Source organism: Microbispora bryophytorum, from assembly GCF_006874465.1.
GTDB lineage: Bacteria > Actinomycetota > Actinomycetes > Streptosporangiales > Streptosporangiaceae > Microbispora > Microbispora bryophytorum.
Genome location: NZ_VIRL01000001.1, coordinates 797,837 through 812,238, shown reverse-complemented (window position 1 = coordinate 812,238; position 14,402 = coordinate 797,837). Strand labels below are relative to the sequence as shown.

Below are 14,402 nucleotides of genomic sequence, written 5' to 3'. Positions count from 1 at the left end.
GATCTCCTCGGTCTCGCGCTTGCGTGACTCCAGAGTCGCATCCGACGAGTTGAATTGTCAAGACAGTTTTTATTGTCGGAGTCCCCCATGTCCTCCAGGCCCCGGGCTGGAGGACACGGCTCCGGGCGGGACGGAAGGCGCCCGCCCGGGTGGGGGCGTCGTCAGCAGAACAGCTCCACGTGGTCCGCCCGGTTGTTGTTCACGTCCCCCACGTAGCTCCAGCCGGCATGCGGGCTGGAGCTCCAGAGCGAGTAGTCGAACTGATGGCCGTACGCCGGGTCGCCCAGGTCATCGTGCTCGATGAAGGCCACCTGCCAGTTGGTGTTGTTGTGCACCGAGGTCGTGCGGTCGCTCCACCCGTAGGTGGCGAGGTCCTGCCGGCCGCAGTCGTGGAGCTTTCCCCGGGGGTATCCGAAGTTCTTCCCGTCGTAGAAGCAGTACCAGGCGGACGGGCAGTCGGCGGTCCCGGCCGCCACGGCGACCTGGCCGGGGAGGGCGTAGGTCACCACGAACCTGCCGTTGTCGTAGGAGATCTCGTTGCGGCTCGTCTGTACGCCTCCCGGGGCCGCCTTCAACTGAAGCTCCACCTGCTGACGCAGCTCCGCGTCCGAGCGGGCCTGCCGGTGGAGCAGGGACGGGTCGTCCGCCACGCTCGCCGCGTGCACGGACGTCCCCGTCAGGGCGACCGCCGTGGCCGCGACGCCGGCCAGCAGGACGGCTGCGATCTTCGATCTGCGCATGGTGCCTCCACACAACGAACCAGGAGAGTTCGCCCCACACCAGGGGGCGGGATCGAGCCGAGCATCGGACGGGCCGGTATACAGCGCGTATAGGCCCTGATAGAGGACGATTCGCCGCCCGCGAATCGTCCTGGCTCCTCCGTAGATTTGGCGTCCTGACTGGATCGTTGACAGACAAGGCGAAGATCCTGGATTCTTCACTCCGGTGTCCCGACAGAGGCGGAATCTGAGTGGAATTTCACGTCCTGGGGCCGCTCAGCGTTTCCCGCGATGGTCACCTGGTGCCTGCCGGCGGAGCGCCGAAACTCCGGCTCACCCTGGCCGCGCTGCTGTCGAAGGTGGGCCAGCCGGTGTCCGTCGACTGGCTGATCGCCGCCGTCTGGGGCGACCGGCCGCCCGCGTCCGCGCGGCGCAACATCCACCTCTACGTCCACCAGTTGCGGCGGGCGTACGGCGCCCACGTCCTGCCCGGACGGCCGGGCGGCTACGCGATCATCCCCGACGCGCTCGACGCCGCGCGGTTCCGCAGCCTCGCCGCCCAGGGAAGCGCGGCCCTGGACCGGGGAGACCTCGAATCCGCCCGTGACCGGCTACGCACGGCCCTGAACCTCTGGCGGGGGCCGGCGTTCGAGGAGTTCGCCGACTGCGCGCTCGTCGCCGACGAAGCCCTTCGGCTGGAGAAGTCGCGGCTCATCGTGCACGAGCGGCTGGCGCAGGCCGAGCTCGCCCTGGGCCGGCACGTCGAGGTGGCCGCCGAACTCGCCGACCTCATCAGGGACCATCCGTACCGGGAGAGCCTGCACGGGCATCTCATGCTCGCGCTGTATCGGTGCGGGCGTCAGGCCGAGGCGCTGGAGGTCTTCCGCAGGACCCGCGACCTCCTGAACGATCAGCTCGGCATCGAGCCGGGCCCCGTGCTCCAGCGTCTGCACGAGGCCATGCTCCGGGGCGACGAGGACCTCCTCCCGGCCCTGGCCCCGCCTCAGGAGGCGGAGCGGCGGAAGACGGACGACTGCCCCTATCGGGGTCTGATGGCGTTCCAGCCGGAGGACGCGGCCTGGTTCTTCGGCCGTGCCCACCTGGTCGACCGGCTGCGCGACCTCGTCGACCGGCTTCCCGTGGTCGGCGTGTTCGGCGCGTCGGGGAGCGGCAAGTCGTCTCTGCTGCGCGCCGGCCTGCTGGGATCCGTCTCCGGCGGGGACGCTCTCTACGGCGGGGACGGCGTGTCCGGTGAGCACGGTGTCTCTGGTGAGCATGGTGTCTCCGGTGCCCACGGGGTCCTGGGCGGTGACGGTGCGGCGGTGCCGTGGCGGGGCCTGCTCATGACGCCGGGGGAACACCCGCTGGACGCGCTGGCCGACGTGGTGGCGAAGGCGTCGGGCGGCGACCCGGTGGCGCTGCGCGACGCCCTGGCCCGCGATCCGGGTGCGCTGACTACCGCACTGGCCACCGCACTAGCCACCGAACCGGCCACCGAACCGGCCTCCACATCGGCCACCGGGCTGAGCGGCGGGGTGAGCGGCGCGCCGGAGAGCCGCCTGGTGCTGGTCGTGGACCAGTTCGAGGAGATCTTCACACTGTGCTCCGACGACGGGGAGCGCCGCCGGTTCGTCGAGGCACTCCTCGGCGTCGCACCGGACAGCACACCGGACAGCACGCCGAGCAGCGCACCGGGCATCACACCGGACAGCGCACCGGGCAGCGCATCCGGCACCGGCCGCCGTGTCGTCCTCGTGCTCGGCGTCCGCGCCGACTTCCTCGCCCATCTGACCCAGCACCCCGCCCTGGTCGCGGCGCTCGGCGGCGAGGCCCAGATGCTCGTCGGGCCGGTGTCGTCGCCGGACCTCCAGGAGATCGTCGTACGGCCCGCCGCCCGGGCGGGGCTCACCGTGGACCCCGACCTGTTGGCCACGGTGCTGGCCGACGCCGCCGAGGAGCCGGGCAGCCTGCCACTGGTCTCGCACGCGCTGCTGGAGACCTGGCGGAACGCGACCGGCGCGAGGCTCACACTGGCGGCCTACCAGGCGGCCGGCGGCGTACGCGGAGCCATCGCGCAGAGCGCGGAACGGGTCGTCGGCGAGTTCGCCCCGGCGGAGCGGCAGGCCGCCCGAAGGATCTTCCTGCGGCTCACCGCGCTGGGAGACGGCACGGAGGACACCAGGCGGCCCATCTCCCGTACGGAACTGGTGGGTGTGGCGGACCCCGATGTCACCACCCGCGTGCTCGACCGGCTCGCCGCCGCGCGGCTCGTCGTCCTCGCGGAGGAGACGGTCGATGTGGCGCACGAGGCGCTGATCAGGGCCTGGCCGCGGTTGCACCGCTGGCTCACCGACGACCGCGAGAACCTGCTCGTCCACCGGCGGCTCACCGACGCCGCGCAGACGTGGCGGGAGCTGGGCCGCGACCCGGGCGCCCTGTATCGGGGCGCCCAGCTTCTGGTGGCCGGGACCTGGGCCGAGGACCATCCGCAGGAGCTCAACGACGTCGAAAGCGCCTTCCTGCGGGCCAGCCGCGCGCTGGAGGACGGCGAGCGCACCGCGGCGCGGCGCCGTACGCGGCTGCTGCAACGCCTGCTGGCCGGGATGGCCGCGCTCTTCCTGCTCGCGCTGCTCGGCGGCGGCGTCGCCGTACGGCAGGGCAGGGAGGCAGGCCGTCAGCAGCTTGTCGCCCTGTCGCGGCAGCAGTCCCTGCAGGCCCGATCGCTCCTCGCCACCGATCCCGATCTCGCCGGTCTGCTGGCGATCGCGGCGTACCGGCTCGATCCGGAGCCCGAGACGCGGGGCGCCCTGCTGAGCGTGTCGGCCGCGGCGCGCCGCCGCGTCGAGCTCAACGCGGAGGGGCCCGCGGTCTTCGGGCTGGCGTTCAGCCCGGACGGGTCGCGGCTGGCCGCGGCCGGCACCGACGGAGCCGTCGGCCTCTGGGACCTGCGCACCCGCACCCGCGTCGCCGCCTTCCCCGGGCCGCTGCCCCGTACGGGACCGGGAGAGATCCACGCCAGGGCGGCGGCGTTCGGCCGCGACGGCAGGCTGCTCGCCTCCGTGGTCAGGGACGCGACGCTCGGGTCGAGCAGGGGCGTGGTCGTCGTGTGGGACGTGGCCTCCCGGCGGCCGGTGTTCCAGCGGCAGCGGGAGCGGCTCACCGACGCGATGGCGCTGAGCCCCGACGGGACGAGGATCGCCGTCGGGGCGGGCAACGGCGCGGTCGAGCTGTGGGACCTGCGCGACGGGAGCATGCGCACCCTCAAGGGGCATCGGGAGGAGGTCGTGGCCCTCGCCTTCAGCCCCGACCAGGCGTTCCTGGTGTCGACCACGGGCGGAACCGAAAAGCCCCTCGTGTGGGACGCCGCCTCCGGGGCGAAGGTCGCGGCGCTCGACGCCGTGAACGTCCACCGGCTCGGCTTCGATCCCGCCGGAGGCGTCCTCGCCACGGGATCGTCGCACTACGGCGTGCGGTTCTGGCGGATCGCGCATGACCATGTGACTCGCCTGCCGGGGCTGCCCAAGCGGTCGCCGTACACCTGGGACATGTCCGCCCCGGTCGCCGGCCGGATCGCCGTCGCCGACGAGGACGGCCTGATCACGATCTGGGACGTGGCGCGACGGCAGCCCGTCGAGACCTATCAGGACAGAAGCCGCACCGAGACGCTGTCCCTGGCCCTGAGCGCCGACGGCTCGATGCTCGCCTCGGCCGGGCTGGGCCGGACCATCGTGGTCCGCGAGCGCGCCGTTCCTCCGTTCAGCGGACACAACCAGGCCGTGAACGACATCGAGGTCAGCCCGGACGGCCGGCTCGTGGCCTCGGCGAGCAGCGACAGGACCGCCCGGCTGTGGGACGTGGCCGGGAACCCGATCGCGACGTTCGGCGACCACCCCGACCACGTCCGGGCCGTCGCCTTCAGCCCGGACGGCCGCCTGCTCGCGACCGTCACGCGCAGCCACACGCTCACCCTCTGGGACGCAGGCAGCGGGCGGAGGCTCGGCACGGCGGCGTACCGGGGGCTCGGCGCGTCCACCGACGTCGGCTTCGATCCGCGCGGGCGTTTTGTCGTCGCCACCGCGCTCGGCCGGTTCCGCTGGGACGTCCGCGATCCGGGCAAACCAGTTGAGGTGCCGTTCGCGGGCGGATATCTCGTCTCGGCGCTGGCGTTCAGCCCCCGCGATCCGCTGCTCGCCACCACCGGCCCGGCCGGAGATCTGGTCGTCTGGGACCTCGCCCGCGACAGGGAGGTGCGCGCCCTCAGGACCAGGCAGGGCTCGGTGCTCGACGTCGCCTTCAGCCCGGACGGCAGGTCGATCGCCACGGCGGGCGCCGACCGCACCGTGAAGCTCTGGGACACGCGGACCTGGGCGTCGTACGCCACGCTGACCGGCCACACCGCCCCGGTCCAGGCCCTCGCCTTCAGCCGGGACGGGCGATCGCTCGCGTCCGCGGGGGACGACCGCACGATCGTCGTCTGGGACCTCGCGACGATGCGGCCTTCGGCCACGCTGACCGGGCACACCGCGCCGATCAGGGGCCTGGCCTTCACCGCGGGCGCAGACCTGATCTCGGGCGGGGAGGACGGCAGGATCATCCGCTGGGAGCTGCGGCCCGGCCCGCTCGCGGGACGGCTGTGCGAGGAGATCGGCCGCGACCTCACCCGCGCGGAGTGGGCCGCCCACTTCCCCACGGTGGACTACCGGCCCACCTGCTGACGGCCGTCGCGGCCCTGGACCGGCTCCGCTCGCGTTTGTGAGACTGCCGGGCATGACAAGCCGGCCTTCCACCGCCGATCTCCGCCGCAGGCTCGCGCACGTCCGCTGGATAGCCGGCGGCGCCGGAGCCGGCAAGAGCACCGTCACGCGGGCCCTGGCCGAACGGCACGACGTACTCGTCTACGACGGCGACCGAGCCGAGCTCGGCTACGTCCACAGGTGCGACCCGCTGCGACAGCCCTACCTGTGGGCGTTGCTGCGAACGCCCATCGAGGACAGATGGGCGAGCCGCACCGCCGAGGAGATCTTCCACGCCATGCCCAGCCTGCACGGCGAGACCTTCGGCTTCGTCCTCGACGACCTGCTCGCCCTGCCCGCCGACCGTCCCGTCCTCGTCGACGACTTCCGTACGCTGCCGAGGGAGGTCGCGCCGCTGGTCAGGCGGCCGGAGCAGGCCGTCTTCCTCCTGCCGGCGCCCGAGTTCCGGGCCCGCGCGCTGGGTGCCAGGTTCGCCGATCCCGCCCGAGCGCGCGCCAACTGGGGAGACGGTGACCACACCGTCGCCTTGGCCAAGCGACTGGCCCGCGACCGGCTCTGGGACGAGGAGGTGCGACGCCAGGCCCGCGAACTCGGGCTGCCGGTCCTGCCCGTCGACGGCTCCCGCAGCGCCGCGGAGCTGGCCGTGGAGCTGGCCGCGATGTTCCAGCTCGTCACATGACTTGGAGGTCACGGGATGGGCCGTGACCGGCAGCACCGGCCGGCCCGCCGCCCAGATCGGCGAGCTGGAGGTCTACTGCGGGTAGCGGGTGAGGAGGGCGGCGCGGGCCGGTGGGGCGCTCACCCCCGCGTCGCACGTCGACAACGCCCCGTCGGCCGGGGCCGGGTCGGCGAGGCCGTACCGCGCGGAGGTCACCAGCACCGTGTCTTCGAAGTGAAATTGTCGGGTGACATCGACTCGCCGTCCGCTACGAGGACACTGGTGTGTCCGTGCGGGCGTCGTAGGCGGCGCGGGCATCGTCGATCCGGGCGAGGTGCGCGACGCTCCATTCGAGCAGGGGCGCGGTGGCCTCGCGCAGGGTGCGGCCCATCTCGGTGAGCTCGTAGCTGACATGCGGTGGCATCACTTCGTGGACGGTGCGTGTCAGGATTCCGTCACGCTCCAGGCTGCGCAGCGTCACGGTCAGCATGCGCTGGCTGATTCCGTCGATGGCCTTTTTGAGCTCGGTGAAACGGCGCGGTCCGTTCCTGAGATTGCGCACGACCAGCAGCGACCACTTGTCCCCGACGATGTCGAGCACCACGCGGGTCCGGCACGCGTCGCTGGGCCGCGCCGCCGGCCGCGGATCGCCGTGTGCCACGTCCATGGTTACCTCCAGAGAACCAGGGCATCGAAAAGTGCCTTATTGCCTGCGGCGCGTCGCGTGCACCAGCATGCTCTTGGTACTCAAACAGTACTGGGGCACGAATGGTAACCGCCAGAGCCGCGAACCGGCGGCAGGCGCGTGGCCGTGCTCTTCTGCTTCTGCGAAGGAAGATTGATTCACTCATGTCCACATTTCTGCTGGTACATGGTGCTTGGCACAGCGGACGGTGCTGGGAGCGGGTGGTGCCGCTGCTGGAGGGTGCCGGGCACCGGGTGTTCGCGCCGTCCCTGACCGGCTATGGCGACAAGGCGCACCTACTCGGTCCGGAGGTGGGGCTCGATACGCACGTCGACGACGTGGTCGGGCTGATCACCGAGGAGAACCTCAGCGACGTCGTACTCGTCGGCCACAGCTACGCGGGGCTAGTGATCTCCTCTGCGGCCAACCGGATTCCGGAACGCATCGCGCACCTGGTCTACCTCGACGCGATGGTCCCGGAAGACGGCGAGTCCGCGGTCGACGTCCAACCCGTGACACAGCAACTGATCGAGCTCGCCGAGAAGTCCGAGAGCGGCTGGCGCGTGCCGCCGATGCCCGAGCAGCCCGCGCCCTTCGGCCTGTTCGGCGTCACAGACCCGGCGGACGTCGCCTGGCTGCGCGGGATGCTCTCGGACCAGCCGGTGCGCTGTCTGCAGCAGCCGGTGCGGCTGGACAACCCCGCCGTGAACGCGATCCCGCGCACACACATCCACAATGTCGGCGCTATGCCGGCGGGCGTCACCCGTCGCCCCGTCCCCCCGATCCAACCCAACGGCACTGCCGCGCAGGTCTGGGAGCTGCCGACCGGCCACGACTGCATGATCACCATGCCTGCCGAACTCAGCGAACTGCTTCTCAAACTCGCCTAGGCCGTGCCTTCAAAGTGAGTTATGACCAGCCATTGATGGCGGCGATCTGCACAGTGGCCTTGTAGCGGACAGCGACCTTGTCGTGGCGAGTGGCCACCGCGCGGTGTCGCCTGAGCTTGCTGATCCCGCACTCGACCGCGTGGCCGCCACGCGAGCGCCCGAGCGCGTGGTCCGCACGCTCCGAGCCGGCCGGCGCCCTCGCCGAGCTCGGAACCGGCGTCGACCGGCAGTCCGGCGACGTCAACGCAGGGTCTCCCCGTCCGGCAGGGCCAGCGCGGGCAGCTCCGCCCGGGTGGGCAGCCCCTCCCAGTCCCCGGCGCAGGCCACGCTGGCGGCGCCCAGCAGGGTCGCCCGTTCGAGCCGGCCGTACGCGTCGAGCCCGTCGAGCCGCCCGGACAGATATCCGGCGGTGAACGCGTCGCCCGCGCCGACGACGTCCACGACGGGCACCCGTCGAGCCGAGACGTCGAACGAGGTCCGCGCGTCGTGGTAGCTCGCGCCCGCCGCGCCGCGCTTGACGACGACCTCGTCGACACCGGCGTCCAGCAGGGCCGCCACGCGGTCGTGTTCGCCGTCGCCGTCCGCCATGATGTCCAGCTCGTCGTCGGAGGCGATGAGCACCGTGACGTACGGCAGCAGCGGGCGCAGCGCCCGCGCGGCCTCCTGGCGGGACCACAGCAGGGAACGGTGGTTGACGTCGAGGCTCACCCAGGCGTCGGACCGGTGCGCCTGCCGGGCGACGGCGGCGACGGCCTCCAGCGGCGCGGGCCCCAGCGCCGGCGTGATGCCGGTGAGGTGCAGGCCCGCCTGACCCGCCTCGACGGCGGGGCGCACTTCGTCCCACGACACCGTCGAGGCGGCCGAGTCCCTCCGGTAGTAGTGCACCCGGGCCCGGGCCCCGGCGGCCACGTCCCGGAGCAGCAGGCCGGTCGGGGCGTCCGTACGCCGCACGACGTGGTCGGTCAGGACGCCCTCGGCCCGCAGCGTGCGCAGGACCAGCTCGCCGGGCTCGTCGTTCCCGAGGGCGCCGGTCCAGCGGGCGGTGTGGCCGAGGCGGGACAGCGCGATCGCGACGGTGGCCTCCGCACCGGCGGTGGACACCCGCGAGTCGCTGCCGAGCCGCAGCGGTCCCGCGCACCGGACCGTGACCATCGCCTCGCCGATCGTCAGGACGTCCGCCTTCATGCGGCGCCCACCAGGTCGAGCGCCGCGGCGTCCCGCGCGGTCAGCACGGTCCCGGCGCCGATGCTGCGCAGCGCCGCCGCCGGGTCGTCGCCGCGGACGATGGCCAGGAGCCGCCTGGTCCTGAGGAGGTCGGGTAGGTCGTGTGGTTGCACGCCGGTCACCATTCTGCGAAGGAGCGGTCGGGGTAACGCCAGATCGGAGAGCGCCAGGCGTGGCCCTGCTTGTCGGCATCATGCACTGCGGCCTCGTCGACCAGGATGCCGGGCCCCCGGACCCCGGGCGGTGGTCCGGGACGGACGGGCCGCCGCCCGGCGCAGGGGAGTGATCCGAACCGGATAACGTCGGGGCCATGCGGCTTCATGTGGGATGCGCGATGTGGACGCACGCGCCGTGGCGGGGGCGTCTCCTGCCGCACCCGCTTCCTGCGGGGGAGCGGCTGCGGGCCTACGCGACCTGGTGCAACGCGGTCGAGGGCAACACGACGTTCTACGCGACGCCCTCGCGGAGCACGGTCGAGTCCTGGGCGGGGCAGACCGACCCCGGCTTCCGCTTCGTGGTCAAGCTGCCCAAGCCGATCACCCACGAGCGCCGCCTGACCGGGGCCGACGACGAGCTGCGGGCCTTCCTCGACGCGATCGAGCCGCTCGGCCCGCGCGCCCACGCGCTGTGGATCCAGCTTCCCGGCTCGTTCGGCCCAGCGGACGTCGGTGCGCTCGCGGCCTTCCTCGGCCGTCTTCCCCGCGACCACCGCTACGCCGTCGAGGTCCGGCACCGCGCGTTCTTCGACGACCCCCGGGCCGTGCGGCTCCTGGAGCGGGTGCTGACGGGGGCCGGCGCCGAGTGGGTGCCGTTCGACACGACGGTCCTGTTCCGCAGCCCGCCGACCAGCGACGGCGAGCGGGACGCCTGGTCGAAGAAGCCGCGCGTGCCGCTGCGGACCGCCGCACTCACCGACCGCCCGATCGTCCGCTACATCGGCCGCGACGACCCGGAGCGTACGGCCGAGGGCTGGCGGCACTGGGTGGACGCGGCCGCCGGGTGGCTGCGCGAGGGCCGCTCGCCGACGGTGTTCGTCCACACCCCGGACAACGCCGACGCGCTGACGCTCGCCCGCCGGTTCCACGACGACGTACGCGCCGAGGTGCCCGGCCTGGAGCCGCTGCCCGAGCCCATGCCGTCGAACGGGCCGCTGCCGGACGAGCCGCTGACCCTGTTCTGAGCCGGCGCGGATCAGGGTCAGCGTTTCACGGCCCGCAGCACGACGAACTTCGGGTCACTCGCGACGACCTCGCAGTTGCCGAAGAGCCGGCGCAGCTTCACGTGGTAGCCGAGGTGGCGGTTGCCCACCACCCACAGCTCGCCACCCCGCCGCAGCGCGGCACGCGAGCCGTTGAACATGCGCCAGGCGGTCGCATCGGTCCTGCCCCGATGGGTGTGGAACGGCGGGTTGTTCAGCACCAGGTCGGCCGTGCCCGGCGGGAAGTCCGCGAGGCCGTCGGCCGCCACGAACCTGGCGGCGGCCTGCGCCCCGGCGTTCAACCGGAAGGTGGCCTCCGCCGAGGCCAGCGCCTGGTAGGACTCGTCGATGAACGTCACCTCGGCCTCGCCGTTGGACAGCGCCGCGGCGAGCCCGACCACCCCGTTGCCGCAGCCGAGGTCGACCACGTGCTCGGCCCCCGTACGCGCGGGCAGGCTGCGCAGCAGGAGGCGGGTGCCGGCGTCGAGGCGCTCGGCGGAGAAGACGCCGGCGTGGTTGACGACGGTCAGGCCGGAGACCACCCCGACGTCAGCGGGCAACGCGTAGCTCCGCGGCCACGGATTCGCCCCTCGCGACACCTGGGGGCCGGGCGAGCAGAAGATCAGCCGCGCCTTCCTGACCGCCAGCGAGGTCCGGGTCGGCCCGAGGACGCGCTCGAACAGCGTCAGCGTCGAGGTGTGGATCTCGGTGACCATCCCGGTGCCGACGACCACCGTGCCCTCGTGCACGTGAGGGGCGAGGCGGTGCAACTGGTCCTCCAGGAGGGCGAGGCTCTTGGGCACCCGCACCAGCAGCACGTCGATCCGGTCCGGCGGCGCGTCCCTGGTCGTGTGCAGCCGTACGGCGTCCGCGTCGAGGCCGTTGCGCTCGAGGTTGGCGCGGGTGGCCTGCTGCCCGAGGAAGGAGTCGCTGATCTGGACCGGCCGGAGGATCTGCTGGTGGATCGGCCGGTGGACTGACTCGTGGACGGGGCGGCGCGCGGCCGGCGTGGTGGCGAGAGCGGTGGCGAGAGCGCCCCACCGGTCGCCCAGCACGACCAGGCTGCCCGACAGGTCCACCGGCCCGCCCTCGCGTTCGTCGAGGTGCCGCAGCAGGTATTCGTCGGCCGCGTCCCACGCGCGGAGCGGGTCGCGGGTATCCTGGGGAAAGCGGGCGAGGTCGAGATCACCGCGCGCCGTCGTCATACGGTCCATCGCCGCTCAGGCTAGTGGGCCCTCCGCTCGGGTTCGTGCGATGAGTCCCCCACCAGCCGCGCGTGACGTCCGAAGACAGGCGAGCCGGCGGTTGGGTGTCTCCCGAAACCGGCTGACGTCCCCGCGGTGGCCGCCGGGGCCGTCTGCCCGCGATCCGTGCTCAGGTAGCGCTGTCCGAAGTCGTCTCGACCTTCGTGTGGAGGATCTCGCGGGCCTGGTCCGCGGCACGGGCGATGCTCTCGGAGACGAAGGCGACGAAGCGGGCGATGTTTTCCAGGCGGGCGGCGGCCGGGGTTCCGGGGCCGAGGACGCCGACTCCCTGTCGTGCGACCTCGCCGAGGTGGGCGGTGGCACGGGCGCTGGCCATCATCGACTGGTACAAGACGTCGTCGTCGACGACGTAGCGCTCGCGGCGGCGTTCGTCGCGTTCCCGGCGGATCAGGCCCTGGCTCTCGAGGAACGTGGTCGCTTTGGAGACGGACGCGGGGCTGACCTGCAGGCGTCCGGCGAGTTCGGAGGCGGTGAGGCTGCCGGCGTCGGTGGTGTAGAGGCCGGCCAGCATCCGTGCCGTCATCTTGGGCAGGCCCGATTGCATGAAGACGGTGGCGAACACCTCCTCGTACTCACGCACCGCTTCGGCATCGCGTCCGGGTGCCTGCGGGGATGTGCCGGGATCCCGGGGCGCCGCCTTCCTGCGGCGGTGGGTGCGGCGCTCAGTGGCGCGGTGAGCCAGATCGGCGCGGTAGGCGGTGGGGCCGCCGTTGCGCATCACCTCACGCGTGATCGTCGAAGTGGGGCGGCCGAGGCCTCTGGCGATCTCCGCGTAGGCGAGGCCGTCGGCCAGTCCCAGCGCGATCTGCTGGCGGTCCTGCTGGGTGAGCCTGCCTCCCGGCATCGCGGTCTCCTTCGTGGTCTGCGGCCTCCTCAGCCTAGCGTTCACTTTCGATCTATTGCAACGAACAGACGGAGAACGTTGCATTAGAATTCACGGCCATCGCAACGATTTCTCGGCTGTGGCCTGCGATTTCATCGTTCGTACGCAACAATCATGTTGTGCAGTTCAGAAATGCAACGTAGCGTTTCCTGTGTTCGAAACAACGGGCACAGGAGAGCGCGTGCAGCAGTCCGTCCCCCGCGACCTCTGCCCGCAGCCTCCAACCGTCCAAGCGAAGTCACCTGAAGGAGCCCCACCATGTCCGTCACTCTCACCGGCCAGGTTCGCCCGGAGCTGCAGAAGATCATCGAGGAGATGGTCGATTCCGGTTTCGTCGGGGTGACGCTGCGGGTGCACGACGAGCACGGCGAGTGGACCGGCAGCGCCGGGCTGCGCGAGCTGGGCCGGATCGAAGAGCCGCCGATCGACGGGCACGTCCGGATCGGCAGCAACACCAAGACCTTCACCGCCACGGTGGTGCTGCAACTGGTGGCCGAGGGCAGGATCGGGCTGGACACCGCGGTGGACGACTACCTGTCCGAGTTCGGGCTGGACCCGCGGATCACGGTGCGGATGCTGCTGCAGCACACCAGCGGGGTGTTCAACTTCACCGGCGAGTACTTCGAGGACGGCACGTTCGTGCCGGGGATCCCCGCCACCCCCGCGGGCAAGGAGTGGGTGGACAACCGGTTCCACACCTATCGGCCGGAGGAGCTGACTCGGCTGGCGTTGTCCAAGCCGGCGCGCTTCGAACCGGGCACCGACTGGAGTTACGCCAACACCAACTACGTGCTGGCCAGGCTGCTGATCGAGAAGGTCACCGGCCGCTCAGTCGCCGAGGAGATGCAGCGGCTGATCCTGGGGCCGCTCGGCCTGTCGGGCACCATCCAGCCGACCTCCGAGCAGGAGATTCCCGAGCCGCACGCCCACGCCTACTACCGGTACGACGAGGACGGCCAGACCCGGACGGTCGACGTCACCCGCCACAACCCGTCCTGGATCTCCAGCGGTGGAGACATGATCTCCACCACACAGGACCTGCACACGTTCATCTCCGCACTGCTGGCGGGCAAGCTGTTGCCGGCCGAGCTGCTGGCCGAGATGTGCACGCCCGAGGCGAAGGCCGGCTACGGCCTGGGGGTGTTCGTGCAGGAGGTGCCGGGTGGCGGCACCATCATCACGCACAACGGCGGCATGGCGGGTCACGCGGCGCTGATGTACAGCACGCCCGACGGCAGCACGACCCTGACCGCCGCCCTCAACTATGTGGACGACGCCGATCTGTCCATGGGCGAGGCGTTCCAGAAGGCGACGCAGCGCCTCGTCGCCGAGGTGTTCGGCGACGGGCGGGCCGCCTCGGCCGAGGCGGCCTCGCAGACGCGCTGAGCATCCGGGGCGGAGGGCCCGGCAGCGGGCTCAGCGACGGCGGCGGGCCGTCCAGAGCCACATGACCGCCAGGGCGGCGATCGCGACGCAGCCTCCGACGGCCATGCCGGCGAAGAAGCCCGGCCCGTCGTCGTCCGACGGCCGCCACAGGATCCCGGGCAGGACCACGGCGAGCAGGATCACGGCCAGCACGAGGTAGAACCGCCGGCTGAAGAAGACGTTGCGGCCGGGGGCCGCGGGCGGAGAGTCGAGCTGCGCGGCCGGTCCCACGCTGGCGGCCCTGGGCCGCTTGAAGTATCGCCAGCACATCCAGGTGCCGCAGAGCTCCCACCCCTCGGGCTCCAGCCGCGCGGCCGGCGCGGCACCGCCGATCGACAGTTCCCTGCGGTATTCCCACCGTTGCGGCCGTTCCGGATCGCGGTGGCTGATGAACCTGCCGACGTGGTCCACCCGGTCGATCTCCCAGCCCTGGTCGCCGAGCCGGGCCAGCATCTGGCGGTCGGTGAAGATGTCGGCGGTCCACCGCCACTCGGTGGCGGCCGCCGCGTCGGCCTCGGGGGCCCGCGCCGCCAGCAACTGCCCGGCGAAGTCGCCGACCGGCCCGAACTCCTCGTCCGGGTCGGCGCCGGTCTCGGCGGCGTACGCGGCGAGGTCGGCGACGGTGGCCTCGACCTGCTCCATGGGCACGCCGCCCGCGCGCAGCAGGGTCTCCAAGCGAAGGCGTGCGGTGAAACCGGTTC

General features: G+C 72.1%; 13 protein-coding genes. 5 read left to right on the top strand and 8 right to left on the bottom strand.

Annotated features, from left to right (window positions below; genetic code table 11):
- Window positions 1-161: 161 nt before the first annotated feature.
- Window positions 162-740: a peptidase inhibitor family I36 protein gene (locus FLX07_RS03885; RefSeq protein ID WP_142567980.1), complete on the bottom strand. Its 579-nt coding sequence runs from the start codon at window positions 738-740 to the stop codon at window positions 162-164.
- Between the two features lie 281 nt (window positions 741-1,021).
- On the opposite strand from FLX07_RS03885, the gene FLX07_RS03880 reads away from it, so the two are divergent.
- Window positions 1,022-5,434: an nSTAND1 domain-containing NTPase gene (locus tag FLX07_RS03880; protein WP_167748102.1), complete on the top strand. Its 4,413-nt coding sequence runs from the start codon at window positions 1,022-1,024 to the stop codon at window positions 5,432-5,434.
- 52 nt (window positions 5,435-5,486) lie between these two features.
- Window positions 5,487-6,152 carry a hypothetical protein gene (locus tag FLX07_RS03875; protein ID WP_142567978.1) on the top strand — a complete coding sequence of 222 codons (666 nt, stop codon included), beginning with the start codon at window positions 5,487-5,489 and terminating at the stop codon, window positions 6,150-6,152.
- Window positions 6,153-6,224: 72 nt separating this feature from the next.
- On the opposite strand, the gene FLX07_RS38280 is transcribed toward FLX07_RS03875, so the two are convergent.
- Window positions 6,225-6,347: a hypothetical protein gene (locus FLX07_RS38280; protein ID WP_280116526.1), complete on the bottom strand. Its 123-nt coding sequence runs from the start codon at window positions 6,345-6,347 to the stop codon at window positions 6,225-6,227.
- 52 nt (window positions 6,348-6,399) lie between these two features.
- Window positions 6,400-6,798, bottom strand: a complete 399-nt coding sequence (locus tag FLX07_RS03870) for a winged helix-turn-helix transcriptional regulator (RefSeq protein ID WP_142567977.1) — start codon at window positions 6,796-6,798, stop codon at window positions 6,400-6,402.
- 182 nt (window positions 6,799-6,980) lie between these two features.
- Between FLX07_RS03870 and FLX07_RS03865 the strand changes: the two genes are divergently transcribed.
- Window positions 6,981-7,706 (top strand): alpha/beta hydrolase, encoded by a 726-nt coding sequence (locus tag FLX07_RS03865; protein WP_142567976.1) that lies wholly within the window; start codon window positions 6,981-6,983, stop codon window positions 7,704-7,706.
- A 240-nt stretch (window positions 7,707-7,946) separates the two neighbouring features.
- Here the strand turns inward: FLX07_RS03865 and FLX07_RS03855 are convergent, their stop codons facing one another.
- Both FLX07_RS03855 and FLX07_RS36280 read right to left on the bottom strand, forming a co-directional pair.
- On the bottom strand, window positions 7,947-8,891 hold the full coding sequence (locus FLX07_RS03855; protein ID WP_142567975.1) for a sugar kinase: 945 nt from the start codon (window positions 8,889-8,891) through the stop codon (window positions 7,947-7,949).
- On the bottom strand, window positions 8,888-9,043 hold the full coding sequence (locus tag FLX07_RS36280) for a hypothetical protein (RefSeq protein WP_167748101.1): 156 nt from the start codon (window positions 9,041-9,043) through the stop codon (window positions 8,888-8,890). Before FLX07_RS36280 ends, FLX07_RS03855 begins: the two co-directional genes overlap by 4 nt.
- A 197-nt stretch (window positions 9,044-9,240) precedes the next feature.
- Here FLX07_RS36280 and FLX07_RS03845 point away from each other — a divergent pair, with 197 nt between their 5' ends.
- Window positions 9,241-10,110: a DUF72 domain-containing protein gene (locus FLX07_RS03845; protein WP_142567973.1), complete on the top strand. Its 870-nt coding sequence runs from the start codon at window positions 9,241-9,243 to the stop codon at window positions 10,108-10,110.
- 17 nt (window positions 10,111-10,127) lie between these two features.
- On the opposite strand, the gene FLX07_RS03840 is transcribed toward FLX07_RS03845, so the two are convergent.
- Together FLX07_RS03840 and FLX07_RS03835 are read right to left on the bottom strand one after the other, a co-directional pair.
- The gene (locus tag FLX07_RS03840) at window positions 10,128-11,342 is read right to left on the bottom strand and encodes a methyltransferase (protein WP_142567972.1); all 1,215 of its coding nucleotides are present in this window, start codon (window positions 11,340-11,342) and stop codon (window positions 10,128-10,130) included.
- 160 nt (window positions 11,343-11,502) lie between these two features.
- Window positions 11,503-12,237: a GbsR/MarR family transcriptional regulator gene (locus FLX07_RS03835; protein WP_142567971.1), complete on the bottom strand. Its 735-nt coding sequence runs from the start codon at window positions 12,235-12,237 to the stop codon at window positions 11,503-11,505.
- A 297-nt stretch (window positions 12,238-12,534) separates the two neighbouring features.
- On the opposite strand from FLX07_RS03835, the gene FLX07_RS03830 reads away from it, so the two are divergent.
- Window positions 12,535-13,662, top strand: coding sequence for a serine hydrolase domain-containing protein (locus tag FLX07_RS03830; RefSeq protein WP_142567970.1), 1,128 nt, complete (start codon window positions 12,535-12,537; stop codon window positions 13,660-13,662).
- Window positions 13,663-13,692: 30 nt separating this feature from the next.
- Here FLX07_RS03830 and FLX07_RS03825 read toward each other — a convergent pair whose 3' ends face one another.
- Window positions 13,693-14,376 carry a hypothetical protein gene (locus FLX07_RS03825; RefSeq protein ID WP_142567969.1) on the bottom strand — a complete coding sequence of 228 codons (684 nt, stop codon included), beginning with the start codon at window positions 14,374-14,376 and terminating at the stop codon, window positions 13,693-13,695.
- Window positions 14,377-14,402 lie beyond the last annotated feature (26 nt).

Coding starts and splice junctions, on each gene's coding strand:
- FLX07_RS03885 (WP_142567980.1), bottom strand. CDS start 740: ATGCGCAGATCGAAGATCGCAGCCGTCCTGCTGGCCGGCGTCGCGGCC.
- FLX07_RS03875 (WP_142567978.1), top strand. CDS start 5,487: ATGACAAGCCGGCCTTCCACCGCCGATCTCCGCCGCAGGCTCGCGCAC.
- FLX07_RS03870 (WP_142567977.1), bottom strand. CDS start 6,798: ATGGACGTGGCACACGGCGATCCGCGGCCGGCGGCGCGGCCCAGCGAC.
- FLX07_RS03865 (WP_142567976.1), top strand. CDS start 6,981: ATGTCCACATTTCTGCTGGTACATGGTGCTTGGCACAGCGGACGGTGC.
- FLX07_RS03855 (WP_142567975.1), bottom strand. CDS start 8,891: ATGAAGGCGGACGTCCTGACGATCGGCGAGGCGATGGTCACGGTCCGG.
- FLX07_RS03845 (WP_142567973.1), top strand. CDS start 9,241: ATGCGGCTTCATGTGGGATGCGCGATGTGGACGCACGCGCCGTGGCGG.
- FLX07_RS03840 (WP_142567972.1), bottom strand. CDS start 11,342: ATGGACCGTATGACGACGGCGCGCGGTGATCTCGACCTCGCCCGCTTT.
- FLX07_RS03835 (WP_142567971.1), bottom strand. CDS start 12,237: ATGCCGGGAGGCAGGCTCACCCAGCAGGACCGCCAGCAGATCGCGCTG.
- FLX07_RS03830 (WP_142567970.1), top strand. CDS start 12,535: ATGTCCGTCACTCTCACCGGCCAGGTTCGCCCGGAGCTGCAGAAGATC.